The 24,531-nt window shown below is 72.7% G+C and carries 26 protein-coding genes; 16 read left to right on the top strand and 10 right to left on the bottom strand.

Features of this window, described 5'->3' with window-relative positions; all coding sequences use genetic code 11:
* Positions 1-89: 89 nt before the first annotated feature.
* Positions 90-1,289: an amidohydrolase gene (locus tag ACQXVK_RS00275; protein WP_430852308.1), complete on the top strand. Its 1,200-nt coding sequence runs from the start codon at positions 90-92 to the stop codon at positions 1,287-1,289.
* An 88-nt stretch (positions 1,290-1,377) separates the two neighbouring features.
* On the opposite strand, the gene ACQXVK_RS00270 is transcribed toward ACQXVK_RS00275, so the two are convergent.
* Positions 1,378-2,268: an aminodeoxychorismate lyase gene (locus ACQXVK_RS00270; RefSeq protein ID WP_402264019.1), complete on the bottom strand. Its 891-nt coding sequence runs from the start codon at positions 2,266-2,268 to the stop codon at positions 1,378-1,380.
* A 34-nt stretch (positions 2,269-2,302) separates the two neighbouring features.
* A complete protein-coding gene (locus ACQXVK_RS00265) occupies positions 2,303-2,653 on the bottom strand; it encodes a hypothetical protein (RefSeq protein ID WP_022908622.1) in 351 nt (116 codons plus the stop codon).
* Positions 2,654-2,749: 96 nt separating this feature from the next.
* Here ACQXVK_RS00265 and ACQXVK_RS00260 point away from each other — a divergent pair, with 96 nt between their 5' ends.
* Positions 2,750-3,286: an 8-oxo-dGTP diphosphatase gene (locus ACQXVK_RS00260; protein ID WP_042724121.1), complete on the top strand. Its 537-nt coding sequence runs from the start codon at positions 2,750-2,752 to the stop codon at positions 3,284-3,286.
* Here ACQXVK_RS00260 and ACQXVK_RS00255 read toward each other — a convergent pair.
* From ACQXVK_RS00255 to ACQXVK_RS00245, 3 genes are all read right to left on the bottom strand, one after another.
* Complete coding sequence (locus ACQXVK_RS00255; RefSeq protein WP_022905776.1) at positions 3,283-3,567, bottom strand: hypothetical protein; 285 nt, start codon at positions 3,565-3,567, stop codon at positions 3,283-3,285. The genes ACQXVK_RS00260 and ACQXVK_RS00255 overlap by 4 nt on opposite strands.
* A gap of 139 nt (positions 3,568-3,706) precedes the next feature.
* Positions 3,707-5,335, bottom strand: a complete 1,629-nt coding sequence (locus ACQXVK_RS00250) for an ABC transporter permease (protein ID WP_430852307.1) — start codon at positions 5,333-5,335, stop codon at positions 3,707-3,709.
* Positions 5,336-5,522: 187 nt separating this feature from the next.
* Positions 5,523-7,211 carry a cation:proton antiporter gene (locus tag ACQXVK_RS00245; protein ID WP_022908619.1) on the bottom strand — a complete coding sequence of 563 codons (1,689 nt, stop codon included), beginning with the start codon at positions 7,209-7,211 and terminating at the stop codon, positions 5,523-5,525.
* A gap of 116 nt (positions 7,212-7,327) precedes the next feature.
* On the opposite strand from ACQXVK_RS00245, the gene ACQXVK_RS00240 reads away from it, so the two are divergent.
* The 3 genes from ACQXVK_RS00240 (at position 7,328) to ACQXVK_RS00230 (ending at position 10,549) form a co-directional block, all read left to right on the top strand.
* Positions 7,328-8,584, top strand: a complete 1,257-nt coding sequence (locus tag ACQXVK_RS00240) for an inorganic phosphate transporter (protein ID WP_430852306.1) — start codon at positions 7,328-7,330, stop codon at positions 8,582-8,584.
* Positions 8,584-8,880 (top strand): hypothetical protein, encoded by a 297-nt coding sequence (locus ACQXVK_RS00235; protein ID WP_022908617.1) that lies wholly within the window; start codon positions 8,584-8,586, stop codon positions 8,878-8,880. Before ACQXVK_RS00240 ends, ACQXVK_RS00235 begins: the two co-directional genes overlap by 1 nt.
* 196 nt (positions 8,881-9,076) lie before the next feature.
* Positions 9,077-10,549 (top strand): aspartate ammonia-lyase, encoded by a 1,473-nt coding sequence (locus ACQXVK_RS00230; protein ID WP_042724125.1) that lies wholly within the window; start codon positions 9,077-9,079, stop codon positions 10,547-10,549.
* A 58-nt stretch (positions 10,550-10,607) separates the two neighbouring features.
* On the opposite strand, the gene ACQXVK_RS00225 is transcribed toward ACQXVK_RS00230, so the two are convergent.
* Both ACQXVK_RS00225 and ACQXVK_RS00220 read right to left on the bottom strand, forming a co-directional pair.
* A complete protein-coding gene (locus ACQXVK_RS00225; RefSeq protein WP_416394533.1) occupies positions 10,608-11,699 on the bottom strand; it encodes a YihY/virulence factor BrkB family protein in 1,092 nt (363 codons plus the stop codon).
* A 102-nt stretch (positions 11,700-11,801) separates the two neighbouring features.
* Positions 11,802-13,124 carry an MFS transporter gene (locus tag ACQXVK_RS00220; protein ID WP_430852305.1) on the bottom strand — a complete coding sequence of 441 codons (1,323 nt, stop codon included), beginning with the start codon at positions 13,122-13,124 and terminating at the stop codon, positions 11,802-11,804.
* A gap of 69 nt (positions 13,125-13,193) precedes the next feature.
* Between ACQXVK_RS00220 and ACQXVK_RS00215 the strand changes: the two genes are divergently transcribed.
* Genes ACQXVK_RS00215 through ACQXVK_RS00205 form a run of 3 tightly spaced genes read left to right on the top strand, consistent with a single transcriptional unit; the run spans position 13,194 to position 16,704 of the window.
* Positions 13,194-13,565 (top strand): FKBP-type peptidyl-prolyl cis-trans isomerase, encoded by a 372-nt coding sequence (locus tag ACQXVK_RS00215; RefSeq protein WP_022908613.1) that lies wholly within the window; start codon positions 13,194-13,196, stop codon positions 13,563-13,565.
* A complete protein-coding gene (locus ACQXVK_RS00210) occupies positions 13,565-14,401 on the top strand; it encodes an aldo/keto reductase (protein WP_022908612.1) in 837 nt (278 codons plus the stop codon). The genes ACQXVK_RS00215 and ACQXVK_RS00210 overlap by 1 nt, the downstream gene beginning before the upstream one ends.
* Positions 14,402-14,460: 59 nt before the next feature.
* On the top strand, positions 14,461-16,704 hold the full coding sequence (locus tag ACQXVK_RS00205) for a HelD family protein (protein WP_430852304.1): 2,244 nt from the start codon (positions 14,461-14,463) through the stop codon (positions 16,702-16,704).
* 195 nt (positions 16,705-16,899) lie between these two features.
* Here ACQXVK_RS00205 and ACQXVK_RS00200 read toward each other — a convergent pair whose 3' ends face one another.
* Genes ACQXVK_RS00200 through ACQXVK_RS00190 form a run of 3 tightly spaced genes read right to left on the bottom strand, consistent with a single transcriptional unit; the run spans position 16,900 to position 19,331 of the window.
* Positions 16,900-17,172: a protealysin inhibitor emfourin gene (locus ACQXVK_RS00200; protein ID WP_402263995.1), complete on the bottom strand. Its 273-nt coding sequence runs from the start codon at positions 17,170-17,172 to the stop codon at positions 16,900-16,902.
* Between the two features lie 28 nt (positions 17,173-17,200).
* Complete coding sequence (locus ACQXVK_RS00195) at positions 17,201-18,250, bottom strand: M4 family metallopeptidase (protein WP_430852303.1); 1,050 nt, start codon at positions 18,248-18,250, stop codon at positions 17,201-17,203.
* A 34-nt stretch (positions 18,251-18,284) separates the two neighbouring features.
* Positions 18,285-19,331 (bottom strand): glycoside hydrolase family 6 protein, encoded by a 1,047-nt coding sequence (locus tag ACQXVK_RS00190; protein ID WP_430852302.1) that lies wholly within the window; start codon positions 19,329-19,331, stop codon positions 18,285-18,287.
* A 111-nt stretch (positions 19,332-19,442) separates the two neighbouring features.
* On the opposite strand from ACQXVK_RS00190, the gene ACQXVK_RS00185 reads away from it, so the two are divergent.
* The 8 genes from ACQXVK_RS00185 (at position 19,443) to ACQXVK_RS00150 (ending at position 24,524) form a co-directional block, all read left to right on the top strand.
* The gene (locus ACQXVK_RS00185; RefSeq protein ID WP_430852301.1) at positions 19,443-19,889 is read left to right on the top strand and encodes a VanZ family protein; all 447 of its coding nucleotides are present in this window, start codon (positions 19,443-19,445) and stop codon (positions 19,887-19,889) included.
* Positions 19,890-19,990: 101 nt separating this feature from the next.
* Complete coding sequence (gene rpsO / locus ACQXVK_RS00180) at positions 19,991-20,260, top strand: 30S ribosomal protein S15 (RefSeq protein WP_070416523.1); 270 nt, start codon at positions 19,991-19,993, stop codon at positions 20,258-20,260.
* Positions 20,261-20,399: 139 nt separating this feature from the next.
* Positions 20,400-21,050: a CE1759 family FMN reductase gene (locus ACQXVK_RS00175; protein WP_430852300.1), complete on the top strand. Its 651-nt coding sequence runs from the start codon at positions 20,400-20,402 to the stop codon at positions 21,048-21,050.
* 94 nt (positions 21,051-21,144) lie between these two features.
* A complete protein-coding gene (locus tag ACQXVK_RS00170) occupies positions 21,145-21,543 on the top strand; it encodes a hypothetical protein (protein WP_430852299.1) in 399 nt (132 codons plus the stop codon).
* On the top strand, positions 21,540-22,472 hold the full coding sequence (locus ACQXVK_RS00165) for an FAD:protein FMN transferase (protein ID WP_022905311.1): 933 nt from the start codon (positions 21,540-21,542) through the stop codon (positions 22,470-22,472). Before ACQXVK_RS00170 ends, ACQXVK_RS00165 begins: the two co-directional genes overlap by 4 nt.
* The gene (locus ACQXVK_RS00160; protein WP_430852298.1) at positions 22,472-23,029 is read left to right on the top strand and encodes a ferric reductase-like transmembrane domain-containing protein; all 558 of its coding nucleotides are present in this window, start codon (positions 22,472-22,474) and stop codon (positions 23,027-23,029) included. Before ACQXVK_RS00165 ends, ACQXVK_RS00160 begins: the two co-directional genes overlap by 1 nt.
* Positions 23,026-24,312: an NADH-ubiquinone oxidoreductase-F iron-sulfur binding region domain-containing protein gene (locus ACQXVK_RS00155; protein WP_430852297.1), complete on the top strand. Its 1,287-nt coding sequence runs from the start codon at positions 23,026-23,028 to the stop codon at positions 24,310-24,312. Before ACQXVK_RS00160 ends, ACQXVK_RS00155 begins: the two co-directional genes overlap by 4 nt.
* On the top strand, positions 24,309-24,524 hold the full coding sequence (locus ACQXVK_RS00150) for a ferredoxin (RefSeq protein WP_022905308.1): 216 nt from the start codon (positions 24,309-24,311) through the stop codon (positions 24,522-24,524). Before ACQXVK_RS00155 ends, ACQXVK_RS00150 begins: the two co-directional genes overlap by 4 nt.
* The last annotated feature ends 7 nt before the right edge of the window (positions 24,525-24,531 follow it).

The following is a 24,531-nucleotide window of genomic DNA, read 5'->3' as shown; positions in this document are numbered from 1 at the left end:
GATGCTGGAGCACGCCCGGTCGCCGCCGCGAGGAATCTGCATGTCGTGTGCACGGCCCCGGTGTCCGTGCCCGTCGGTACCGTGGTGCCATGAGCAACTCCTTCGTCGTGACGAACGCACACGTGGTCCCCGTCGCCGCTCCCGAGTTCGACGGCGGCGCCGTCGTGGTCGAGGACGGGCGCATCACCGCGATCGGACCGGACGTCGTGCCACCGGCGGGGCTGCCGGTCGTCGACGCCGCGGGCGCGTGGCTCGTCCCCGGCTTCGTCGAGTCGCACGGGCACGTCGGCATCCACGAGGAGGCCAACGGCGAGGCGGGCAACGACACGAACGAGATGACCGGCCCGAACATGGCCGGCGTGCGCGCCATCGACGCGATCGACATCGACGACGAGGGCTTCCGCGACGCCCTCGCCGGCGGCATCACCTCGATCGTCGTCAAGCCCGGCTCGGGGAACCCGATCGGTGGCCAGACCGTCGCGATCAAGACCTGGGGCGGCCGCACGATCGACGAGCAGCTCATCTCCGACGCGGTGAGCATCAAGAGCGCGCTCGGTGAGAACCCGAAGCGCGTGTACGGCGGCAAGGGCCAGACCCCCTCCACCAGGCTCGGCGTCGCGAAGATCATCCGCGACGCCTTCGTCGAGGCGCAGAACTACCGTGCCGCCCGTGACGCCGCGGCCGCGAAGGGCGACCCGTTCGCCCGCGACCTCTCGAAGGAGGCGCTCGTCCGCGTCCTCGACGGTGAGCTCGCGTGGGACCAGCACACCCACCGCCACGACGACATCGCCACCGCGATCCGGCTGGCCGAGGAGTTCGGGTACCGCCTCGTCGTGAACCACGGCACCGAGGCGCACAAGATCGCGCACGTCCTCGCCGAGAAGGACATCCCCGTCATCTACGGCCCGCTCTTCACGAGCCGCTCGAAGGTCGAGCTCCGCGACCGCGGGATCCCGAACCTCGCGGCGATCGCGGCCGCCGGGGTCCGTGTGGCGATCACGACGGACGCCCCGGTCGTCCCGATCGGCATGCTCGTCGACCAGGCCACCGCCGCGGTGAAGGAGGGGCTGCCCCGGCAGACCGCGCTCGAGGCGCTGACGACGAACCCCGCCGACTTCCTCGGGTTCGGGGACCGCGTCGGCCGCCTCGCCGAGGGCTACGACGCCGACCTCGTCCTGTGGGACGGCGACCCGCTCGACGCGACCAGCCGCGCGACGCGCGTCTGGATCGCGGGCGAGTCCGTCTTCGAGTGGGCCGACGGCACGGGCGTCACCACGCCGCGCTGGTAGCGACCGCAGCCGGACGGGAGGCGCGGTGCGGGCCCGCACCGCGCCTCCCGTCCGCCGCCGGGTCAGCCCACCGACGGCACGGCGGGTCTCAGACCTCGCGCGCGAGCAGGAAGTCGTTGATGCGCGTGGTGAGGGCCGCGTCGATCTCCCGCGCGACGCCGTTCACCGACCGGATCGGGGCCGCCTGCCGCACGCTCGAGACGAGCCAGGCCGCGTCGGCGGCGTGGAAGTCGTCGAGCGTCACGAGCTCGTACGCGGTCTCGATCCCGGCGTCCTCGGCGAAGCGGAACACGTCGGCCTGCGTCGTGCCGGCGAGGATCCCGATGTCGGTGCGCGGCGTCACGAGCCGACCGCCGACGGACAGGATCAGGTTCGCGCGCGTGCCCTCGAGCACGTAGCCGTCGGTGGAGACGAACACCGCGTCGTCGGCGCCGCGTCGACCGGCCTCGCGGAGTGCCGCCATGTTCACCGCGTACGAGAGCGTCTTCGCGCCCTGCAGCAGCCACGGCGAGGTCCGCTCGACGTCGTGCCGGTACCCGCGGTCGAGCGTGACGACGGAGATGCCCTCGGTGCGGGCAGCCGTCGAGTCCGGGGACGGTGCCGCGTAGACCCACCCGGTCGGTCGCCCGGAACCCTCGACACCGCGCGTGAGGACCGTCTTCACCGCGGCCTCGCGCACCGGGTCGAGCCGCGCGCACACCGCCTCGATCGCCTGTCGCCAGGCGTCGACGTCCGGCGCGGGCAGGTCGAGCATCGCTGCCGAACGGGTGAACCGGGCGAGGTGCGGCTCGAGTGCCTGCGGGTGCCCGTCGATGACCGTGATCGTCTCGAACACCCCGTCGCCGCGGATGATCCCGAGGTCCTGCACCTGGATGTGCTCCTCGAGCGGCTTCGCCCACGTGAACGTGTCCGCCGCGGGGTCGTGCGGTGCGGCGTCGCGGGAGGGCTGGTTCAGGACGGCGAGGACGGTTTCGGTCATGGGACCATCCAACCGCAGCCCGACGGCGCGCGGGTCAGCCGGCCTCGGGCAGCGCGCCCATCAGCTTCCACACCGCCGGCGTGAGCTCGGGGTGCTGCAGCGCGATGCGACGCAGGCGGTGGTACTCCTCGCCCATCCGGGTGCCCTGCCCGGAGGCGGGGTGCATCGACCACTGCGCGCTGCGCTGTCCGATCGCGGCGTCGAGCTCGACGGCGTCCGCGCGGAGGATCAGCACGACCTGCTCGTCGACGGTGGGCAGCGTCGGCATGAACTCCCACGGGTCCTCGCCCTGGCGGCTGCGGTGCTCGACGATCATCGAGATCTCCTCGGCCGCCTCGGCGCGCAGCACTTCGAGGCTGCGCCCGGTCCTGCCCGGCTCAGCCATGGTGCCCCCGCAGCACGCCTGCCATGGAAAAAGCGTACGCCACTTCTCGGCAGCGCCCGGACGCCCCAGCGCCGCGGCGTCCGCCACACTGGACGGGTGACTCCACGCGATGCGAGCAAGTCCCAGCACCCCGCCGTGGTCGTGGTCTACCTCGTGCGCGACGGCGCGGCCGGACCCGAGGTGCTCCTCGGCGAGAAGCGGCGCGGCCTCGGCACGGGCCGGCTCGTCGGCCCCGGCGGGAAGCGGGAGCCGGGCGAGAGCGCGGTCGAGACCGCGGTGCGCGAGGTCGCCGAGGAGGTCGGCCTCGGGATCGAGGCAGCCGACCTGGAGGCGCGGGGCACGTTGGACTACCGGTTCCCGTACCGTCCGTCCTGGTCCCAGGTCTCGGACGTCTTCGTCTGCCGCCGCTGGCAGGGCAGCCCGTCGGGCAGCGACGAACTCGAACCGCGCTGGATCCCGGTCGACGCCGTGCCGTACGACGCGATGTGGGACGACGCGAAGTACTGGCTGCCGGGGGTGCTCGGCGGGGGCACCGTGCGGGCGCGGTTCACCTTCGCCGAGGACGACGCCACCGTGTCCGGCTACACCGGCACCGGGGTCGCCGCGCCGTCGGACGCCGAACGGGGCGCCTAGCGCGTCTGCGTGCGGGTGCTGCCGGTGCGGGCTTCCTCGGCGGCGGCGATGACCTCGGCGTCACCGCTCCGGCCACCGAGCGGGCGCACGAAGAAGTCGATGATGCCGAACACGATCGCGCCGATCATCGCGAACATCGCCCAACCGACGAACAGCCCGGCGACGTTCCGGCCGTCGGCGGGGGCGAGCAGGACGCTCGCGGCGTAGAACCCGACCGTCAGCACGAGGAACACGACGACGACGGTGACGAGGACGCGGTGCCAGGCGATGCGCGGGTTCATCCCCCCAGGATACGCGCCGGCCGTGGCCGATCGGTCCGCCGAGGTACCCCGTGCGCGCGCATCGTGCGACGTTCCACGCGTCGATCCGCGTGGCGTCGGAGTGTGCGCACGCCCGGGGCACGCGACCGCCGCCCGGGACCTAGTAGTCCGCGTGCCGCCCGTGCGGACGCTCACCGGCGCCGTCGACGGCGTGACCCGGTGCGTCGACGCGACCCGGTGCGTCGACGCGACCCGGTGCCCTGGAGCCGTCGGCCCGTGGGACGGGACGGGTGCGGGGGCCGGTACCGGCGCCTCCCGGACGCTGCGCCGGACCGGGCCGGTCGCTCCGCACCACCGGGATGCGACCCGTGGGCGTCGTCTCGGTCTCGAGCCCGTCGCGGCCGCCCATGAAGACGTCGCCTCCGACGCGCTCGTCCTCCCAGTCGTCGTCGCGGAGGACGCTCAGCGTGCCGGTCTCCGTCGAGGTCAGGCCGTGCCGCTCGAGCTCGGCGTCGCGCTGCTTGCCGAGGAACTCGCGGTTCGCGTTCTGGGCGTCCTGGAACATCGTGGTGCGACCGGTGACGATGGCGCGGATGCGGCGGCGCTCCCACCACTTCTTGCCGAAGTACATGAGGACGAGTCCGGCCCCGGCGTAGCAGGCCATCGTGATGAGGCCGCGCGAGTACGACGGCCCGACGCCGTAGATCTGGTGCTTGATCATGTCGACCATGCTCGAGCCGACGACGACGTGGTTGAGCCACGCGAACGGCTCCGGCATGAACCACTTCGGGTAGGCGCCACCGGACGACGGCATCGACAGGAAGACGAAGCAGATCATGGCCGGCGCGGCGATGAACCGGCCGACGAAGTAGCTCAGGCCGTTGACCGCGAGGCCGATGGCGACGATCCAGCCCCACGCGATGAGGACGAGCGGGACGAAGTGGCCGTGGATCGCGCCGACGACCGGTCCCGCGAGGGTGTTCGTGATGAGCGAGATGACCAGACCGCCGACCACGATGACCGCCATGCGGGTGCGGTGCCGGAGCGGCCCGCCCATGATGCCGATGAACATCGCGACCATGTAGCCGCCGATGCACCAGGCGAGCATGACGTACATGGGGACCGTGCCGTACTCGTCCCATGCGGGGAGCGGGGCGAGCTCGGTCACGGTGGGGGCGGCGACGCCGATGCCCGTCAGGACGGTGCTGAGCGTCACCGGGACGAGCGAGGCGACCTGGAACTGGTGCGCCGTCGCCTTGAAGACCTCGTTCGTCGACGGGTCGTAGGCCACCGCCATGGTGCCCGCGAGCACGTCCCGCTTCGCCTGGGCGAGGGAGTCGTAGGTGTGGAAGAGGTACTCACCGGGGAGCGCCTTCTGCATCGCCTGGACGAGGGTCGGGTCGCTGCCGACGAGGGCCACGGGCACGTCGTGCGGGTGCGGGGCGTGGAAGGCGAAGACGTAGCAGAGGCAGAAGCCGACGATGAAGAACAGCGGCATCCAGAGCTGCAGGCCGATCAGCTGGAGCGAGGGGTGCAGCGTGCCGAACCAGCGGCGGTAGCGGCTGATGCGCTGCGGCTGGGGGACCGGCGCCTGTCGGACACGACCTCCGCCGGTCTGCCCGGTGCGAGCAGGGCGGGTGCCGGCGACCGGGGCGCCGCGTCGGGGCTTCGACCCGCCGCGGGTGGACGGGCGTGTGGCGCGCGGCTTGGGAGCAACAGACTGCCGCGGCCCTCCGTCACGATCCGGGAGGTCGTTGTTCCTGGGGACGTTGTTCCGCGGCGTGCTCACTCGGCGATGCGCTCCTGTTCTGGGTCGGGCCGCCAGGATACGCCCGGGTCCCTGGCCGCGCCCGGCCTGCGGCCCGCGCCCGCCCGGCGGCCCCGGCCCGGCCGGCGGCCCGCGCCCGGCCTGCGGTCCGCGCCTGCCTGGCGGCCTGTGCCTGCCTGGGGGCCCGCGCCCGGCCGGCCGCGACCCGTCAGGACCGGCTGCGCGACGCCTGCGCCGAGTCCATCGCGAGCTCCTCGGCGTCGAGGGTCACGAGCACGCGGCGCATGACCTCCTCGTCGAGGTTGCCCTTCTCGCGTTCCTCAAGCACGATCTCGCGCCGCCGGTCGAGGAGCTCGCGCCGGATGTCCTGGATCTGCGCGCCCCGGAGTCGCATCGGGGCGTTCCGCTCCTCGTCCTCCTCCTCCAGCGCGTCCTGGCGGAAGGTCTCGACCTGCCGTTCGAGACGCGCCTTCAACCGGTTCACGACGGAGTCGACGGCGTCGGCCCCGTACTGCGCCGACCAGTCCGGACGCCGCTTCTCGAGCAGCTCGATCGCCGCCTCGGTCGTGCGCTGGTTCAACCGCATCTCGCTGCGGACGTCCTCCTCGCCCTCGGCCGGGTCCTGCACCTTGAGTGCCCGGATCACGAACGGCAGCGTGAGTCCCTGCAGCAGGAGGGTCCCCACCGTCACGATGAACGCGATGATGAAGATGGTGTCCTGGGCCTTGATGTCGACGGGGTTCGCCACGACCGACACGGCGGCGGCGAGGGTCACCACGCCGCGCATGCCCGTCCACGAGATCACGGTCAGCTCGCGCCAGTTCAGCTTCGGTTCGGCCGTACCGCGCATCCACCGCAGGGACGGGTGCCCGCGGGACAGCTTGATGCGCAGGGGCCGGAACCACCTGCCGTTGAAGCGGTTGCGGACGTAGGACTCGAACACGAACAGCGGCCGCACGAGGATCACCACGACGAGCACCACCGCGGCGGCGGTGAGGGTCTGCCCGAGGCTCCGTTCGCTCTCGACGAGGTCCTGCACCACGGTGTTGAGCTGGAGGCCGATGAGGGCGAAGACGAAGCCCTCGAGGATGACGTCGATGCTCGTCCAGAGCGGACGCTCCTGCAGTCGGGTCGCGTAGCCCTCCTTCGGCGAGTTGTAGCCGATGTAGAGACCGGCGGTCACCACCGCGATGACCCCGGAGCCGGAGAGGTCCTCGGCGAGGATGTACGCGACGAACGGCAGCAGGATGCTCATGATCGTCTCGACCACCGGGTCGTTGATCCGCATCCGGATCCAGTGCACCGCGACGCCGAGGACGATGCCGACCGCCAGCCCGACGCCGATCGCGAGGCCGAAGATCCCGAGGTCCTGCCAGATCGTCAGCGAGGTGCCCGCCGCGATCAGGGTGAAGACCCGCACGAGCGTCAGGGACGCGGCGTCGTTGATGAGGCTCTCGCCGGACAGCACCGTCATGACGCGGCGGGGGAGCCCGAGCTTCCGACCGATCGCGGCGGCGGACACGGCGTCCGGCGGGGCGACGATCGCGCCGAGCAGGATCGCGGCCGGCCAGTCCATGTCGGGGATGATGATGTACGCCGCGAGCCCGACGGCCAGCGCCGTGATGATCACGAGGAAGATGCCGAGTCGGCGGATCTGCTTGATCGACTGCCGGAAGCTCTGCCACGACACGTCGAGTGCCGCCGAGTAGAGCAGCGGCGGCAGGATGATCGTCAGGATGACCTCGGAGTCGATCTCGATCGGCGGCAGCCCCGGCAGGAACGACGCCGCGAGTGCGACGGCGGTCACGAGCAGGGGCGCCGGCAGTCCCTTGGCCCGGGCGAACCCGGTCACCGCGAGCGATCCGACCAACAGGATGAGGAGCTCGACGGTGTCCATGGCGTCCATTCTTCCATCGGAATGGTTCCGATCCTGAACGACTCCGCAGGCGAGATGAACGACAGGTGAACGACAGGGTTTGCCAGGGGGCGTCCCGCCTGGGACACTTGCCCGCGGTGGACATCACACTCATAGTCGTCCTGGTCATCGCGTTGGCCCTCTTCTTCGACTTCACAAACGGTTTTCACGACACCGCCAACGCGATGGCGACACCGATCGCAACGGGCGCCATGAAGCCCAAGGTGGCCGTCACGGTCGCCGCGGTGCTCAACCTCGTCGGTGCGTTCCTCAGCACTGCGGTGGCGACGTCGATCTCGCACGGCCTCATCAACGAGGGGCCGGGTGGCGTCGCGATCACCCCCGAGATGATCTTCGCGGGCCTCATCGGTGCGGTCGTCTGGAACATGATCACGTGGCTGCGCGGTCTGCCGTCGTCGTCCTCGCACGCGCTGTTCGGCGGGCTCATCGGTGCCGCGATCGTCGGCGCCGGGTTCGGCGCCGTGAACTACGCGGCGCTGCTGACGGTGGTGATCATCCCCGCGTTCCTGTCGCCGGTGATCGCGGCGCTGGTGTCGTTCCTCTCGACCCGGATCGCGTACCGGATCACCCGTCGCCCGGTCTTCCCGAACGAGCGCGGCGGCTTCCGCATCGGCCAGGTCTTCACGAGCTCGATGGTGTCGCTCGCGCACGGCACGAACGACGCGCAGAAGACGATGGGCGTCATCACGCTGACGCTGATCGCCTCGGGAGCGCAGTCGACCGAGCAGGGCGTGCAGTTCTGGGTCGTGATCGCCTGTGCGCTCGCGATCGCCCTCGGCACGTACACCGGCGGGTGGCGCATCATCCGCACGCTCGGCTCGGGCATCACCGAGATCCGCGCGACGCAGGGCTTCGCCGCCGAGGCCTCGACGGCGGCGACGATCCTCGCCTCGAGCCACCTCGGGTTCGCGCTCTCCACCACGCAGGTGTCCTCCGGCTCGATCATCGGTGCCGGCCTCGGCCGCCGCGGGTCGAAGATCCAGTGGTCCACCGCGGGCAAGATCGTCATCGCCTGGTTCATCACCCTGCCGGCTGCTGCCGCCGTCGGTGCGGTCGCCTCCGGGATCGCCCTCCTCGGCGTCGGCGGGCTCGTCATCGACGCGGTCGTCGGTGCGGCGGTGATCCTCGGGCTGTACCTGTGGTCGCTCCGGAAGCCGCACGAGCAGGCTGCCGCGATCGAGGTGGACGTCGCCGCCAACGCGGTGTTCACCCGCAAGGAGCTGCGTGACCTGCAGCGGAAGAAGCGCGCCGAGACCGTCGCCGCGCGCCGAGCCGAGCTGAGCCGCGAGCGCACCCTGCGCCGCATGGCCGGTCGCAAGGGAGGACGTCGCTGATGGGTATCGACTGGTTCGCGTTCCTGACGGTCGCGATCGTCTCGCTCGTCGGCGCGTGCTTCGTGGTCACGGTCTACTCGATCGGCCTGCGCTTCTGGAGCGCGGCCGACACCCGCGCCGGCAAGTTCACGGTGAAGGACGACGGCACCATCGGTCCGGCGACGGTCGGGTTCCCGCACCCGTCGAACGTCACGACCGCCGTGCGCTGGCTCCGGACGCTGTCCGTCGCCTGCTTCGTCGTCTCCGGCGCGGCCGTGCTCTACGGCATCTACCTCATCGTCCCGCAGTTCCACTGACCGATCCGGCGCTGACCGGCGTGCGCGCCCTGGGCGCGACCCCCTGACGGCCCGGAGGCGCGGTGCCGGCCCGCACCGCGCCTCCGGGCCGTCTCCGCGTGGGTCCACCGCGCCGCCTGGATCGGGCGCGCGTCGCGACGCGCCCGCCCGGCCCGGGGCCCGGCCCCGACCGGCCGGACGGGCTACCCTCGTGGGCGTGACCGGCAACGAAGCAGCACAGACCCGTACCGAGACCGACTCCCTGGGGTCGCGCGACGTCCCAGCGGACGCGTACTGGGGCATCAACACCCTCCGCGCGCTCGAGAACTTCCCCATCACCTCGGTCCCGATCGCGGTCTACCCGGACCTCGTCGAGGCCCTCGCGACGGTGAAGCAGGCGGCGGCCCGGGCGAACAAGGCGATCGGGGTGCTCGACGCCGAGCGTGCCGACGCCATCGACCGTGCCGCGCAGGAGGTCCGCGACGGTGCGCTGCGCGACCAGTTCGTCGTCGACATCGTGCAGGGCGGCGCCGGTACCTCGACGAACATGAACACGAACGAGGTGCTCGCGAACCGGGCCCTCGAGCTCCTCGGGCGTGAGAAGGGCGACTACGCGTACCTGCACCCGATCGACCACGTGAACCGCAGCCAGTCGACGAACGACACGTACCCGACGAGCATCAAGCTCGCGATGATCCTGGGCGTGCAGCGGCTCACCGAGCAGCTGTCCCTGCTGTCCGACGCCTTCGCCGAGCGTGGGCACGCCTTCGCCGACGTGTTGAAGATCGGCCGCACGCAGCTGCAGGACGCGGTGCCGATGACCCTCGGGCAGGAGTTCACCGGCTTCGCGCACACCATCCAGGAGGACGTCCTCCTGCTCTCCAAGGTCATGCCGCTGCTCGCCGAGACGAACCTCGGCGCGACGGCGATCGGCACCGGGATCACGGCCGACCCCCAGTACCGCGACGAGGTGCGCCGGCAGCTGCAGGTCGCGTCCGGGCTCGACATCGTGACGGCACCGGACCTCATCGAGGCCACGAGCGACGCCGGCGCCTTCATGACCCTGTCCGGCACCGTGAAGCGGAGCGCCGCGAAGCTCTCGAAGATCTGCAACGACCTGCGGCTGCTCGCCTCGGGGCCGCAGGCCGGGCTCGGCGAGATCACCCTGCCCGCGCGCCAGGCGGGGTCGTCGATCATGCCGGGCAAGGTGAACCCGGTCATCCCCGAGGTCGTGAACCAGATCGCGTTCGCCGTCGTCGGCGCGGACACCACCGTCACCATGGCGGCCGAGGGTGGGCAGCTGCAGCTCAACGCCTTCGAGCCGATCATCGCCCACTCGATCCTGCAGTCGCTGCAGTGGATGGCGAGCGGCTGCGCGACGCTCCGGATCAACTGCGTGACCGGCATCGAGGCGAACGAGGCCAAGCTCGCGGCGCAGGTCGACACGAACGTCGGCGTCGTCACCGCGCTCACGCCGTACATCGGGTACGCGGCCGCGGCGTCGATCGCGCACACGGCACTGACGACCTCGACGCCCATCTCGACGCTCGTCACGGCGGCGGGGCTCATGGAGGAGGACCAGGTGCAGCGCGTCCTCAGCCCGGCCCGGCTCTCCGGGATCGAGCTGGCGACGGGGGCGATCCCGGTGGTCACCGAGGAGATGCTCGACCGGGCCGCGCGGGAGCGCTGAGGAGCGGGGGAGCGCGGGAACGCGGAATCGCGGGAGCGCTGAGCCGCGCGGGGCGCGTCTACGGCAGCGGCGGTTCGCCGACCCGCACCTGCCGGGCCATGTCCCGCAGGTGCGCCGCCGCCTCGGCCTCGGCCGGGTCGGCGTCCTCGTCGGCGGCCCGCTGCGCGGCGATCGTCCGGACGTGGTGCGCGGCGGCGATGTCGGCGTCCCGCCACCGGGCGAGCGTGAAGTTCCGCGTGACGTCCCGCAGCGGCAGCCGGATCGACTCGTCGGCCTCGATGCCGGCGAGCAGCTGGCGCATCCGGATCACCTCGGAGTCGAGCTCCCCGCCGACGACGAGCACGAAGTTCGAGATGTACAGGTACACCAGCAGCAGGATCGCGCCACCGAGCCAGCCGTACGCCTTGTTGCCGCCGCCGACCGTCTCGACGTACAGCGAGAACCCGAGTGTCGCCAGCGCCCACGTCACGATCGCGAACCCGGCGCCCGCGGACACCCACCGCAGCTGCGGCGTCTTCACGTTCGGCGTGGCGTAGTAGAGCACCGCCACCATCACCACGAGGTCGGCGGCGAGGATCGGCCACTTCACGACGTTCCACAGGTCGTCGATCCACGGCGCCCAGCCGAACGACCGGATGACGGCGGCGGAGATCGTCGGGGTGCCGAGCAGGATCACGATCGCGATCGCCCCGCCGGCCATCACGAGGAGCGTCACGAGGAGCATCATGCTGCGGAACTTCCAGATGCGGCGACCCTCCTCGACCTCGTACGCGGTGTTCATCGCCCGGCCGAACGCGGTCGCGTAGCCGGAGAGCGACCACAGCGTCAGGACGACCCCGATCGCGAAGCCGAGCCACGGGTTGTCGAGGGTGAGGAGCTGCCGGAGCGGACCCTCGAGGTGCGCGGCCGTCTCCGGGCGCACGATGAACCCGAGGATGCCGATGATGTCCTCGAGGCTGTCCCCCTGCCGGTCCACGATCGACAGCGCCGACACGACGGTCAGCGTCGTCGGGAACACCGTGAGGAGCGCGAAGAACGTGAGCGACGCCGCCGCGTCGACGACGCGGTGCCGGATCACCGAGTGGTAGGTGCGCCGGACCACGGCGCGGACTCCCGTCCGCTGGAGGTCACGGGATGCGCTGTCCGGCATGCGTTGTACGGTACCCGACACCTGCGGGCCGGGAGGCGCGTGCCGGGCCCGCACCGCGCCTCCCGTCCGGTGGGCGGTCGCGTCCGGCGGCCGCTCCGCGCGTCAGTCGGCGTGCGGGTGCCGGGCGTCGTACCGGCGGAAGGACGGCACCGCACGGAGGAGCAGCGCGACCAGGCCGATGATGAGCACGCCGCCGATGATCGGCGGGTACGCGATGCCGGCGGCCACCACGAGCCCCGCGTAGAGGTCGCCGAGCCGCGGGCCCCCCGTGACGACGACGATGAAGATGCCCTGCAGGCGTCCACGCATGCCGTCCGGCGACGCCGCCTGCAGGATCGTGTTCCGGAACACCGAGCTGACGTTGTCCGCGCCGCCGGCCGCCGCGAGGAAGAGCGCCGCGAGGCCGAGTGCCGGCAGGATGCCGGTGGTGAACGCGTCCCCCTGGCGACCGCCGAGCGCGTGGGCGCAGGCGATGACCACGCCGAACGCCGCGATCGCGCCGCCGTACGCGGTGATCGCCCAACCGACCGCCTCGCCCTGGCGGCGGACGTGCCCGAGCGGACCGGAGAAGACGCTCGAGAGCAGGGCGCCGATCGCGTACGCGGCGGTGAGGGTGCCGACCGTGATCGACCCGCCGCCGATCACGAGCGCGCCGATCGCCGGGAAGAGCACGCGCGGCTGCCCGAACGTCATCGCGACGATGTCGAGCACGAACGTCATGGTGATGTTCCGGGAGCGTCGGAGGAACCGCGCACCCTCGACGAGCGAGCCGAGCCCCGGCCGGAGCGCGTCGCGGTCGGCGGCCATCCGCGGCAGGGTGAACACCCCGAGGAACGCGAAGGTGAACAGCACGACGTCGATCGTGTAGGTCGGGGCGAAGCCGACGGCCGCGATGAGCACGCCCGCGACCGCGGGACCCACCGTGACCTGGAAGCCCGAGGCGATGCCACCGAGGGCGCTCGCCGCGGGGAGCAGGTCGGTGCCGACCAGGCGCGGCACGATCGCCGAGCGCGAGGCGTTGCTGACGGTCGCGGCGACGGCGTTCACCGTGGCGAGCACGTACAGCAGGGCGACGCTGTGGAGCCCGAGCCAGGCGTGCGTGGCGATCAGGGCGACCGCGGCCCAGGCGATGATCGCGGACACGAGGGCGACCGTGCGCCGGTCGAACGCGTCGGCCAGCATCCCGCCGTAGAGGCCGGCGACGATCATCGGCAGCAGCGCGATCACGCCGACGAGGGCGACCGCGAAGGTCGAGCCGGTGATGTCGTAGACCTCGAGGCCGACGGCGACGGTCGTCATCTGCGTGCCGATGCCGGCGATCGCGGTCCCGAGCCACAGCCGGGCGAAGGCTGGGGAGCGGCGGAGCGGGGTGAGGTCGGCGAGGAGACGGCGTCGGCGCGCGTCGGTCGGTGTGGATGATGTCACGGTGGAACCATTCTGGGGGCTGGACGGTCGGTGCGCCTGCCGTTGTCCACCTCTGGTTGACTGGCGGGCATGACTGACCTGAACAGCAAGCCCGAGTTCGACGCCCCCGAGGGCCCCGCCCCCACCGAGCTCGTCGTCACCGACATCGTCGAGGGCTCCGGCGACGTGGCCTCCGCCGGGTCGACCGTCAAGGTGCACTACGCCGGCGTCGAGTACGAGACCGGCGAGGAGTTCGACAGCTCGTGGAACCGCGGCGAGCCGATCGACTTCCCGCTCGCGGCCCTGGTGCGCGGCTGGCAGGAGGGCATCCCCGGCATGAAGGTCGGCGGGCGCCGCAAGCTCGTCGTCCCGCCGGAGCTCGCCTACGGCCCCGCGGGCGGCGGCCACTTCCTGTCCGGCAAGACCCTGATCTTCGTCATCGACCTGCTCGGGGTCCGCTGATGCAGGTCGGCGCCCCGACCATCGAGCTGAACGACGGCCACCGCTTCCCGGAGCTCGGCCTCGGCACGTACGGCCTGAACGGCGACGAGGGCGCGGCGGCGGTCGGCACCGCGCTCGCGGGCGGCTACCGTCTGCTCGACACGGCGCTGAACTACGGCAACGAGGACGCCGTCGGCAAGGCCGTCCGCGAGTCCGACGTCGCGCGCGAGGACATCGTCGTGACCTCGAAGCTCCCCGGGCGCCACCACGGCTACGACGAGGCGCACCGGTCCATCGACGAGACCCTGGGCAACCTCGGTCTCGACTCCGTCGACCTGTACCTCATCCACTGGCCGAACCCCTCGGTGGACAAGTTCGTCGACACCTGGAAGGCCTTCGTCGACCTGCGTGACAGCGGCAAGGTGCGCTCGATCGGCGTCTCGAACTTCACGCCGGAGCACCTGCGCCGCATCGTGGACGCGACGGGCGTCGCGCCGGCCGTGAACCAGGTCGAGCTGCACCCGTACTTCCCCCAGGCGGAACTGCGGAAGGTGCACCAGGAGCTCGGTATCGTGACCGAGAGCTGGAGCCCCCTGGCGAAGCGGTCGGAACTGCTCAGCGAGCAGCCCGTCGTCGACGCCGCGGCCGCGCACGGGGTCGCACCCGGCCAGGTCGTGCTCCGCTGGCACGTCCAGATCGGTGCCGTCCCGGTGCCGAAGTCCGGCGACGCGGACCGGCAGCGCGAGAACCTCGACGTCTTCGGCTTCGCGCTGACCGACGACGAGGTGGCGGCGATCTCCGGCCTCGAGCGCGGACGCCTCTGGGACGGCGACCCGGACACGCACGAAGAGATGTAGGAAGTCTCACTTCGGGGCGGGGGGACTACACTGGGTTCCCCTGTCCCGAAGGGTTGTGTGTGTCCGAACCGACCGAGATCGACCGCGAGCGCGGCTACGTGGACGGCCTCTTCGGCCGTCTCGACGAGCTGACCGCCGAGGCCGAGCAGCGTCTCGCCGAAACCCGCCGCCAGGCGGTCGGCGGGAACCACCAGAGCCGCAGCGAGCGCGATGCGTACGCCCGGCTCTACGAGGACACCATCGCGACGCTCGAACGCGTCGGCGACCGGCTGGTGTTCGGTCGGCTCGAGGTGTCCGAACCGGACAGCGACGAGGACGCCTTCCGCTACATCGGCCGCGTGGGCCTGCGGGACCGTGACCACCGTCCGCTCCTGCTCGACTGGCGGGTCCCCGGGGCGAGCGCCTTCTACCAGGCGACCGCGGCGCACCCGATGGGCATGCGCGCCCGTCGGCACCTGACGCTCGACGGCCGCAGCGTCATCGGCGTCGAGGACGAGGTCTTCGACGCCAGCCTCTACGACGACGAGCGCACCCACCTGCAGGGCGAGGGCGCGCTCCTCGCCGCGGTCACCGCCGAGCGCACCGGCCGGATGACCGACATCGTCGCGACGATCCAGGGCGAGCAGGACCGCATCATCCGGTCGCCGCTCGAGGGCGTGCTGATCGTCCAGGGCGGCCCCGGTACCGGCAAGACCGCTGTCGCCCTGCACCGTGCCGCGTACCTGCTCTACTCCTACCGCGAACGACTCCGGGGCTCCGGCGTGCTCATGGTCGGCCCGTCGCCGGCGTTCCTCACCTACATCGAGCAGGTGCTGCCATCGCTCGGCGAGACCGGCGTGGTGATGGCCTCGCTCGGCTCGCTCTACCCGGGCGTGCACGCCACCCGGCACGATCAGCGCGACGTCGCCGCGGTGAAGGGCTCGGCCGAGATGGCGCAGCTGCTCCGTCGTGCCGTGAAGTCCCGCCAGGTCGTCCCGACCGAGTCGGTCACGCTCGACGTCGAGGGGGAGCGGCTCGTCGTGCCGCCCGAGCTCGTCGCCGACGCCATGAAGCGCGCGCAGGACCGCGGGAAGCCCCACAACGCCGCCCGCGTCACGTTCAACAAGATCGCCCTCGACGCGATGACACGCCTGCTCGCCGAGCAGCTCCGCGAGCGCGGTACCACCGTCGACGAGGCGGACGAGAAGGTCCTGCGCGAGGACATCCGCTCGTCGTACGACGCCCGCGTGCTGCTCAACACCGCGTGGCTGCCGCTGCCGCCCGAGAAGTTCCTCGAGGACCTGTACGCCCGACCGAACTGGCTCGCCACGCTCACCCCGCACTGGACCCCGGAACGCCGGGCACTCCTGCTGCGCTACCGCGGTGCCGACTTCACGGTCGAGGACGTCCCGCTCCTCGACGAGGCCGCCGAGCTCCTCGGCCCGTTCGACCCCACCGGCGGGGCCGCGAAGCGTGCGGCCAAGGCGAGCCGCAACCGCGACATCGAGAACGCCCGCCAGGCGATCGAGAACATGGGGGTCGAGGGCATCGTCACGGCCGAGCAGGTCGCCGGGTCCTTCGCCGAGGGCGGCGACCCCCGCTCCACGGCCGAGCGCGCCGCCGAGGACCGCGAGTGGACCTACGGCCACATCGTCGTCGACGAGGCGCAGGAGCTCTCGCCGATGCAGTGGCGCGTGCTCGCCCGCCGGAACCCGCTCCGGTCGTTCACCATCGTGGGCGACATGGCGCAGGGGTCCTCGCCCGGGGCCGCGCGCTCGTGGGACGACGTGGTCGGCGCCCTCGCCCGTCGTCGTCGGGGTCGTGCGCCGCTGGTGCCGATCGAGCACCGCGTCGAGGAGCTCACCGTGAACTACCGCACCCCGCGGTCGATCGTGCTCGCCGCTGGGGAGTTCGCCGACGCGGCGGGGCTGACGGTCACGAAGACCGAAGCCGTCCGCGACGGTGACCCCGTGCAGCGCATCACGACCGACCGGGACGGGGTGCTCGACACGGTCGCCGCGCTCGTCGAGGCCGAACGAGCCGCGATCGGCAGCGGCACGACCGGTGTCATCGTGCCCGAGGCCGACGTCGACGCCGTCCGGGAGCGCTTGGCCCGGACCACGGCGGACGTCCGGTCGCTCGGGTCGCCCCGGCCGGGGTCCGTCACGGTGCTCACGGGTGCCGATGCGAAGGGCCTCGAGTTCGACGGCGTGCTGCTGGTCGATCCGGAGCGGGTCGGACAGGACGCGGCACGTGCGGCTGCTGCCGTGTACGTCGCCATGACGCGCCCGACGCGTCGCCTGACCGTCGTCGACGTCACCTGAGGGCCGCCCGCGGCACGCCGTGAGCGCGTCGTGCCTCGTGCGAGTCACTTCGTGAGCAGGAATGGTCGGGTGCGCGCGGGCGACCCGACCATTTCTGCTCACCAAGCGCAATGGGCGGGCGCGCGGGCTCGCGGGCGCGCGGGCGCTGGCGCGGGCGCGCGGGCGCGGGCGGACGGGAGGCGCGGGGCGCGTCCGTCAGGTCGGGGCGCCCTCGGTCCGCACGCGCGTCACCAGTGCCGCCCACGGGCCGTCGAGGCGGGTGCCGGGGATCGTGACCGTCGTCCGTTCGACGGTGATCGTCCACGTGAAGTCGTCGCGGACGCCCGGTGCCGGGGCGCTCGGGGCGTCGCGGGGGAGCGCCCCGACGAGCTCCGACCACCCGGCGGGGTCGTCCGAGGCGTCGGTGTCGACGCGCCACCCCCTGGTCGTGCCGGCGATGCCCCCACTGCGGCGGACGTCGATGTGCATGGTGCCGACGGTACGCCGACGGCCTGGTTCAGTCGAGCACGCTCACCGTCCGCCAGGCGTCCGCGACGGCGGTGTGCTCGGCGGAGCCGTCGCCGAAGCGGGTGCGGGCGGCGTCGACCGTGACGGCCGCGAACCCGGCGAAGTCGATCGACGCGGTCACCGCGCTCGACGTGAGGGCGTCCCACCAGACGGTGCCGGCCCCCTCCCACGCGTTGCCCCCGATGGCGGTGGCGGCGAGGTAGAACGCGTGGTTCGGGATGCCGGAGTTGGTGTGCACGCCGCCGGAGTCCTCGGTGGTGTCGACGTACCCGGCCATGGTCGCGGGCTGCGGGTCCTTGCCGAGCACCGGGTCGTCGTACGCGGTGCCCGGTGCCTTCATGGACCGCAGGGCGACCCCGTGCACCGCCGGTGTGAAGAGCCCCTCGCCGATGAGCCACGACGCCTGGTCGGCGCTCTGGCGCCTGGCGTACTGGGCGACGAGCGAGCCGAACACGTCGCTGATCGACTCGTTCAACGCGCCGGACTGCCCCTCGTACGTCAGGTCGGCGGTGTACTGCGTGACACCGTGCGCGAGTTCGTGGCCGATGACGTCGACCGCGATGGTGAAGCGCTCGAAGACCTCGCCGTCGCCGTCGCCGAAGACCATCCGGCTGCCGTCCCAGTAGGCGTTGTCGTAGTCCTGCCCGTAGTGCACCGTGGCGTCGAGGGGCAGCCCGGCGCCGTCGATCGACACCCGTCCGAACACCTCGAGCCAGAAGGCGTGCGTGTCGCCGAGGCCGGTGTACGCCTCGTCCACCGCGGCGTCACCGGTGACCGGGTCGCCCTCGCGCCGGACGGTGGTACCGGGCAGGGTCGTGCCCCCGTGGGCGTCGGAGATGGTCCGCTGCGGCGAGCGGTCGACGGTGCCGCTGACGCCCTGCGGCGGGACCCGGTGGTCGTGCTTCGGTCGCTGCACGGTGTCGAGCGAGGCCAGCGCCGTCCGGGCGGCCGACGACGCACGGGGGAAGCCCTGGGCGTCGGCCACGGCGCGGAGCAGGTACGGCGGGACGACGGATCGGATGCGGTCGCGCGGGGTCATGGCGTCATGCAACCACCGGGCACCGACACCGCCCTCAGCCCTCCTTGCGGTTCTCCACGAGGGCGAGCGCGTAGGACTCCCACCACACGCCGGCAGGGGGTCCGCCGTTGCAGGTGCCGTCGCTCAGCCCGGGCGTCTTCACCCAGAGCAGGGCGTCGAGCCGGGTGGAGCCGCGGGTGACGTGCGGGGTCTGCCCGAGCCCCGCGCCCTCGGGGTTGCACCAGGTGCCGCGCCAGCCCTGCCCGTTGCGCGAGACGTCGATGACGAAGTGCGGGTCGCCCCCGATCGCGTCGGCGAGCCGGTCGGCCCAGGCGCGTTCCCGGTCGACGCGGTAGAAGTTGGACACGTTCGTGAAGAAGCCCTGCACCCGGTCGACCCCGGCCTCGCGCAGCCACCGCGCCATCGTCGCCGTCGGCACGCGGTTCTCGTTCCCGCCGTCGAGGTAGACGGTGAGGCCGTGCCCGGTGAGCTCGTCGACGGCCTTGCGGAGCAGCGGCAGGCGGTCGCGTTCGAGGCGCTTGCACACCTGGATCTGGGCGATGGCGTCGGGTTCGACCAGCACCACCGCGTGCGAGCCGGCCATCGCGCGTACCGCCGACCGAACCCACGGCAGGTACGCGTCCGCCGCGGTCCCGCCCTTCGAGTAGCTGCCGCAGTCGCGGTCGGGGACGTTGTAGAGGACGAACACCGGTGTCTTCCGTTGCCGCTCGGCGCTGCGGACGACGTCCCGGATGGTCTGACGCGTCTCGGACACCGAGGTGTTCGTCAGCCAGGTGGCGATCGGCTGGTCGGCGATCACGGCGATCTTCCGCGCCGTCGCGCTGTCGCCGTCGGCCCGCGCCGTGGCCTCGCGTCGGCCGGGTTGGTTCTCGGCGGCGGGCTGCTCGGCGAGTCCGCCGGGGAAGGCCTCGGCCGCCGTCTTCCGCTCGGCGACCTGCCGGCCCGTCGGTGCGGTGTCGCGGGGGAGCACCAGCACGAGCGTCACGACGAGTGCGGCGACCACGACCGCGGCGAGCCCGATCCAGGTCCACTGGCGGCGGCCGGGGCTCCGGCGTGCACGGGTTCCGTCGAGGCTCGGCATGCGCCCATGCTCGCAGGTGTGACCCGCACGCGGCCAGGCCCGGAGGACGCACCGGGCGTTCACCCAGCGTGGCCGTCGGTTCTTGCCAGGACGGTGCCCCAGACTGTCCGGATGTTCCGGAAGCTCCTCCTCCTCGCCCTGACCGCGGCGTACGCCTGGGTGATCTGGCGGATGACCCTCACGCCGCAGGTCTTCACCTCGGCGCAGAACTCCCTCGTCCTGCACGCCATCGCCTGGGTGCAGCAGCTCCCGCACGGCGCGTGGTTCACGTACGAGCGCACGGAGTTCCTCGCCAACATCGCGATGTTCGTCCCCGTCGGCATGCTCGCCGCGCTCTGGCTCCCGCGTCGGTGGTGGATCCTCGGCGCCGTCGTCGCCGTCGTGCTGTCCACCGGGATCGAGTTCGCGCAGGCCACCTACCTGCCGTACCGCGTCGCCGATCCGCGCGACGTCCTGTCCAACGGGCTCGGCGGCCTGCTCGGCGCCACCCTCGTCGGCCTCGTCCGGAGCCTGCTGCCGGCTCCGCGGCGGCGTCGACTGCGTGCCAGGACGGCGTGAGGATCTGGTAGTCTTGCGCGGTTGCCGTCGAACGGCCGCGGACAAAGAGCGCTCGTGCATCAGGTACGGGCACCGCGCAACGGACAGGAAGGGGATCATCCATGGCACTTGACGCGAAGGTCAAGCAGGAGATCATCGAAGAGTACGCGACCCACCCGGGCGACACCGGATCCCCCGAGGTCCAGGTCGCCGTTCTGACGCGTCGCATCAACGACCTGAACGAGCACCTCAAGGAGCACAAGCACGACCACCACTCGCGTCGTGGTCTGCTGCTCATGGTCGGTCAGCGTCGCCGTCTCCTCGGTTACCTCTCCGACGTCGACATCGCCCGCTACCGTGCGCTCATCGAGCGTCTCGGCCTGCGTCGCTAGTCGACCGACCCACGGCTTGACCGAACGCCCCGGCCCTTGAACGAGGACCGGGGCGTTCTCCGTTCCCACGGGAATGCTTGCGGCAGCCGCGCGGTTCGGTACGATGTTCATGCAAACGCATCGAAAGTCGGGATCCACCATGACCACCATCGCCGTCGTCTCCGCCGGGCTCTCCGAGCCCAGCTCCACCCGCCTGCTCGCCGACCGCCTCGGCGAGGCCACCGTCGCGGCGCTCGCGGCACCGAGCCCGTCCGGACTGCCAGGAGGCGCGGCGCACGTCCGGCACGTCGACCTGCGTCCGCTGGCGCACGAGATCACCGACGCGATGCTCACCGGGTTCGCCGCGCCGGCGCTGTCCGCTGCGACGGCGACCGTCGTCGAGGCCGACGCCGTCGTGTTCGTCACGCCGATCTTCACCGCCGGGGTGAGCGGCCTCGCGAAGTCGTTCCTCGACGTGCTCGACAAGGACTCGCTCGCCGACATGCCGGTCCTGCTCGGGGCGACCGGCGGCACCGCACGGCACTCGCTCGCGATCGACCACGCGCTGCGTCCGGTGTTCGCGTACCTCCGCGCCGCCGTCGTCCCCACCGGGGTGTTCGCGGCCACGGACGACTGGGGGAGCGCCGGGGACTCGGCCGCACTCGACGGTCGCATCCGCCGGGCCGGGGACGACCTGGCCTGGGCGATCCGCGCCTCCCGTCGGACCCCGCAGACGGCCGACGCGCTCCCCGTGACCGCGGACTTCCAGACCATGCTCGGCGGCCTCGGCCGGGAGGCCGCGCGCTCTTAGACCCGCCACAGGGTTCGTCCGGCCGGGGCGCAGCCCGTCCTCGGCCCGCTCATCGGAGCGCTCGGGAACCTCGTCTCGACGACGAGGAGGACCGATGGACACCAGACGGAACGGCAGGCGCTCCGCCCGGATCACGAGTGCGCTCGTGAGCCTGGGCGGACTCGCGGTCGCGATGGTCACCGGGGCCGGGCTGTGGTTCGGGCACGAGCAGGCCACGACCACGACGGACGGGACGACGAGCGGGTCGTCGAACTCGAGCACGACGAGCGACTCGGAGTCGTCGACGTCCTCGTCCTCCTCGTCGTCGTCCGGCGACTCGACGTCGACGGACTCCTCGTCGAGCGGTTCGTCCTCGACCGACTCGTCGTCGAGCGACTCGTCCTCGACCGACTCGGGCACGTCCACCGACTCCGGGACGTCCACCGACCAGGGCGTGACGCAGGGCACCACGGGCGGGTCCAGCTCCTCCGACGCGACGACGACGGGGTCGTGACCGTGCGCGCCGCAGCCGAGTGGGACCTCTGGACCACCACCGCCCGTGTCGTCCTCGACCACCGCGACCGTCGCCACCTCGACGCCGCCCGGTCCTGCGTCGACGAGGTCACCGCCGCCGTCGACGCGGCGTGCAGCCGCTTCCGGAGCGACTCCGAGCTCGTCGCCCGCGCCGACGAGCTCGTCCGAGGCGCCGAGGTCTCCCCGCTCCTCGCCGCGCTCGTGCACCAGGCGCTCGACGCGGCCCGGGCCACCGACGGCGACGTCGACCCCACCCTCGGCACCCGCATGGTGTCCCTCGGGTACGACGCCGCGTTCGCCGACGCCCCGCCCGTCGCCACGCCCGAGGCCGTCGCCCGCGCACTCGACGCCCGACCGGCGTGGCAGCGCGTCCTGCTGGCCGGCACGTTCCTGCGCGTCCCCGAGGGCGTCACGCTCGACCTCGGCGCCACCGCCAAGGCCGCCGCCGCCGACATGGCCGCCGCGAGCATCGCCGCCCGCCTCGGCATCGGCGCCCTCGTCTCGCTCGGCGGGGACGTCGCGACCGCCGGCCCGGACCCGTCCGGCGGCTGGCAGGTGCGCGTGCAGGACCTCGACGAGGACCCCGTCGACCACGTCCGGATCGCCTCCGGCTGGTCCGTCGCGACCTCGAGCACCCAGAAGCGCCGCTGGGAGCAGGACGGCCACGCCCGACACCACATCCTCGACCCGCGGTGGGGGCTGCCGGCCGACCCCGTCTGGCGCTCGGTCACCGTCGTCGCGCCGTCGTGCGTCACCGCCAACACGATGACGACCGCGGCGATCGTCCGCGGCCACGGCGCCACCGAGATGCTCCGGCAGAGCGGGCGGGCCGCGCGGCTCGTCGCCGCCGACGGCACCGTCGTCCGACTCGGCGGCTGGCCCGCCGACGACGCACGGACGGCCGCCTGATGGACACCGCACTCTGGGTCGTCGGCCGCGGTGCCGGTGTCGCCGCGGTCCTGCTCCTGACGCTCACCGTGCTCCTGGGCATCGTCACGCGCGGCGGACGCCCGCTCCCGGGACTGCCGCGGTTCGCCGTGCAGCTGGTGCACCGGGACGTCTCCCTCGCCTCCACCGTGCTGGTCGTCGTGCACGTGGCGACGCTGCTGCTCGACACCGAGGCCGAGCTGCGCCTGATCGACACCGTCGTCCCGTTCACCGGGTCGTACCGGTGGTTCTGGCTCGGACTCGGCACCCTCGCCGTGGACCTGCTCGTCGTGCTCGTCGTCACGGCGCTCCTCCGACGGGTCATCGGCCCCCGGGTCTTCCGTGCGGTGCACTGGGCGGCCTACGCGATGTGGCCCGTCGCGATGGCGCACGCGATCGGGACCGGGACGGACGGCACGTCCGTGTGGTTCCTCGTCATCGCCGGGGTCTGCGCCGCCGCGGTCGTCGGCGCGGTCGCCTGGCGCTGCACCACCCGCGTCACCGAGTTCCACTCCATCCGACCGGAGGCCGTCCGATGACCACCACCACGCCCACCACCACCGCCACGCCGCCCACCGGCACCCGGCGTCTCCTCGCGGCGGCCGGCCCGGACCTGACGGCCCACCTCGCCGCCCACGGCCCGGTGCCGTCGATCGGCCCGGGCATCGTCGACGAGATCGGCCTCGCCGGGATCGACGGTCGCGGCGGCGCCGGGTTCCCCCTCGCGCGGAAGCTCCAGGTCGTCGCGGGACAGGCGCGTCGCCGGCGGAGCGGACGCACACCCGTCATCGTCGGGAACGGCGCCGAGGGCGAGCCGGCCAGCCGCAAGGACGCCGTGCTCCTCGAACGGGCCCCGCACCTCGTGCTCGACGGCCTCGTCGTCGCGGCCGTCGCCGTGGGGGCCACCGAGGCCGTCGTCGCGACGAGCGAGCGTCTCGCCGAGCACGTCCGCCGGGCGATCGACGAGCGGACGGCCGTGGCCGCCCGGCACGGTCACGCGTCGGACCCGGTGACCCTCGGCGTCCGTGCCCTGCCGCACACCTCGTTCGTGGCCGGTGAAGCCGGCGCCCTCGCGTCCGCCGTGTCGGGCGGACGCGGACTGCCGGAGGACCGCGTCGTGCGGCTCGCTGAGCGCGGTCCGAGCGGACGCCCCACCCTCGTGTCGAACGTCGAGACCCTCGCGCAGGCGGCGCTCGTCGCCCGGTACGGGGCGGCGTGGGCGCGGAGCGTCGGGAGCGCGACGGCTCCCGGGACCCGTCTCGTCACCGTCAGCGGCGTGACCGACCCGGCCCGTGCCGTGGTGCTGGAGACCGCCGGGGGTGCGCCGCTCGGGGACCTGCTGGGAGCCTCCCGGCTGGACACGGCCGACCCACGCCGGACGCGCGCCGTCCTGGTCGGCGGATGGGGCGGGACCTGGGTGCCGGCGACGGCGCTCGACACCCCCTTCGACGTGGACGGCCTCGCGCCGTGGGGAGCGGCACCCGGTGCCGGCGTCCTCGCGGTGCTCGACGACCGGACCTGTCCGATCGCGGTGACGGCGCGGATCGCGGCGGCGCTCGCCGACGCGTCGGCGGGGCGGTGCGGACCCTGCGTGAACGGCCTGCCACGGATCGCGGAGGTGGTGGCGGCGCTCGCCTCCGGGCGCCCGGCCGGGGACCTGGCGGCGGAGGTGCGGCGGCTCGTCGGCCTCGTCGACGGCCGGGGCGCGTGCCACCACCCCGACGGCGTGGCACGCATGGTCCGGAGCGCGATGACCGTGTTCCGGGACGACGTGCAGGCGCACCTCGGGGGTCACTGCCAGGTCGCGGGAGGTACCCGGTGACCGCCCTGCACGTGGACTGGACCCGGTGCCGAGGGCGCGGGCTCTGCACGGAGCTCCTCGCCGGGCGGCTGTCGCGCGACGAGTGGGGCTACCCGATCACGACGGACGGCAGCGGGACGCGGGACGTCCCGGTCCGGCCGGACGAGCTGGACGCGGCCCGGGACGCGGTCGCGATGTGCCCGCTGCAGGCCTTGCGACTCACCTCGGACTGACGCCGGC

The sequence above is a fragment of the Curtobacterium sp. AB451 genome (assembly GCF_050585845.1).
In the GTDB taxonomy this organism is placed as follows: Bacteria; Actinomycetota; Actinomycetes; order Actinomycetales; family Microbacteriaceae; genus Curtobacterium.
Note: the sequence above shows the minus strand (reverse complement) of the source record. Positions and strands in the feature narration are given on the sequence as shown.

What these genes read in the sequence shown, in the direction of transcription:
- ACQXVK_RS00275 (WP_430852308.1), top strand. Translation starts at nt 90, where the DNA reads ATGAGCAACTCCTTCGTCGTGACGAACGCACACGTGGTCCCCGTCGCC.
- ACQXVK_RS00270 (WP_402264019.1), bottom strand. Translation starts at nt 2,268, where the DNA reads ATGACCGAAACCGTCCTCGCCGTCCTGAACCAGCCCTCCCGCGACGCC.
- ACQXVK_RS00265 (WP_022908622.1), bottom strand. Translation starts at nt 2,653, where the DNA reads ATGGCTGAGCCGGGCAGGACCGGGCGCAGCCTCGAAGTGCTGCGCGCC.
- ACQXVK_RS00255 (WP_022905776.1), bottom strand. Translation starts at nt 3,567, where the DNA reads ATGAACCCGCGCATCGCCTGGCACCGCGTCCTCGTCACCGTCGTCGTC.
- ACQXVK_RS00245 (WP_022908619.1), bottom strand. Translation starts at nt 7,211, where the DNA reads ATGGACACCGTCGAGCTCCTCATCCTGTTGGTCGGATCGCTCGCGGTG.
- ACQXVK_RS00235 (WP_022908617.1), top strand. Translation starts at nt 8,584, where the DNA reads ATGGGTATCGACTGGTTCGCGTTCCTGACGGTCGCGATCGTCTCGCTC.
- ACQXVK_RS00225 (WP_416394533.1), bottom strand. Translation starts at nt 11,699, where the DNA reads ATGCCGGACAGCGCATCCCGTGACCTCCAGCGGACGGGAGTCCGCGCC.
- ACQXVK_RS00215 (WP_022908613.1), top strand. Translation starts at nt 13,194, where the DNA reads ATGACTGACCTGAACAGCAAGCCCGAGTTCGACGCCCCCGAGGGCCCC.
- ACQXVK_RS00210 (WP_022908612.1), top strand. Translation starts at nt 13,565, where the DNA reads ATGCAGGTCGGCGCCCCGACCATCGAGCTGAACGACGGCCACCGCTTC.
- ACQXVK_RS00200 (WP_402263995.1), bottom strand. Translation starts at nt 17,172, where the DNA reads ATGCACATCGACGTCCGCCGCAGTGGGGGCATCGCCGGCACGACCAGG.
- ACQXVK_RS00195 (WP_430852303.1), bottom strand. Translation starts at nt 18,250, where the DNA reads ATGACCCCGCGCGACCGCATCCGATCCGTCGTCCCGCCGTACCTGCTC.
- ACQXVK_RS00190 (WP_430852302.1), bottom strand. Translation starts at nt 19,331, where the DNA reads ATGCCGAGCCTCGACGGAACCCGTGCACGCCGGAGCCCCGGCCGCCGC.
- ACQXVK_RS00185 (WP_430852301.1), top strand. Translation starts at nt 19,443, where the DNA reads ATGTTCCGGAAGCTCCTCCTCCTCGCCCTGACCGCGGCGTACGCCTGG.
- rpsO (WP_070416523.1), top strand. Translation starts at nt 19,991, where the DNA reads ATGGCACTTGACGCGAAGGTCAAGCAGGAGATCATCGAAGAGTACGCG.
- ACQXVK_RS00175 (WP_430852300.1), top strand. Translation starts at nt 20,400, where the DNA reads ATGACCACCATCGCCGTCGTCTCCGCCGGGCTCTCCGAGCCCAGCTCC.
- ACQXVK_RS00170 (WP_430852299.1), top strand. Translation starts at nt 21,145, where the DNA reads ATGGACACCAGACGGAACGGCAGGCGCTCCGCCCGGATCACGAGTGCG.
- ACQXVK_RS00160 (WP_430852298.1), top strand. Translation starts at nt 22,472, where the DNA reads ATGGACACCGCACTCTGGGTCGTCGGCCGCGGTGCCGGTGTCGCCGCG.
- ACQXVK_RS00155 (WP_430852297.1), top strand. Translation starts at nt 23,026, where the DNA reads ATGACCACCACCACGCCCACCACCACCGCCACGCCGCCCACCGGCACC.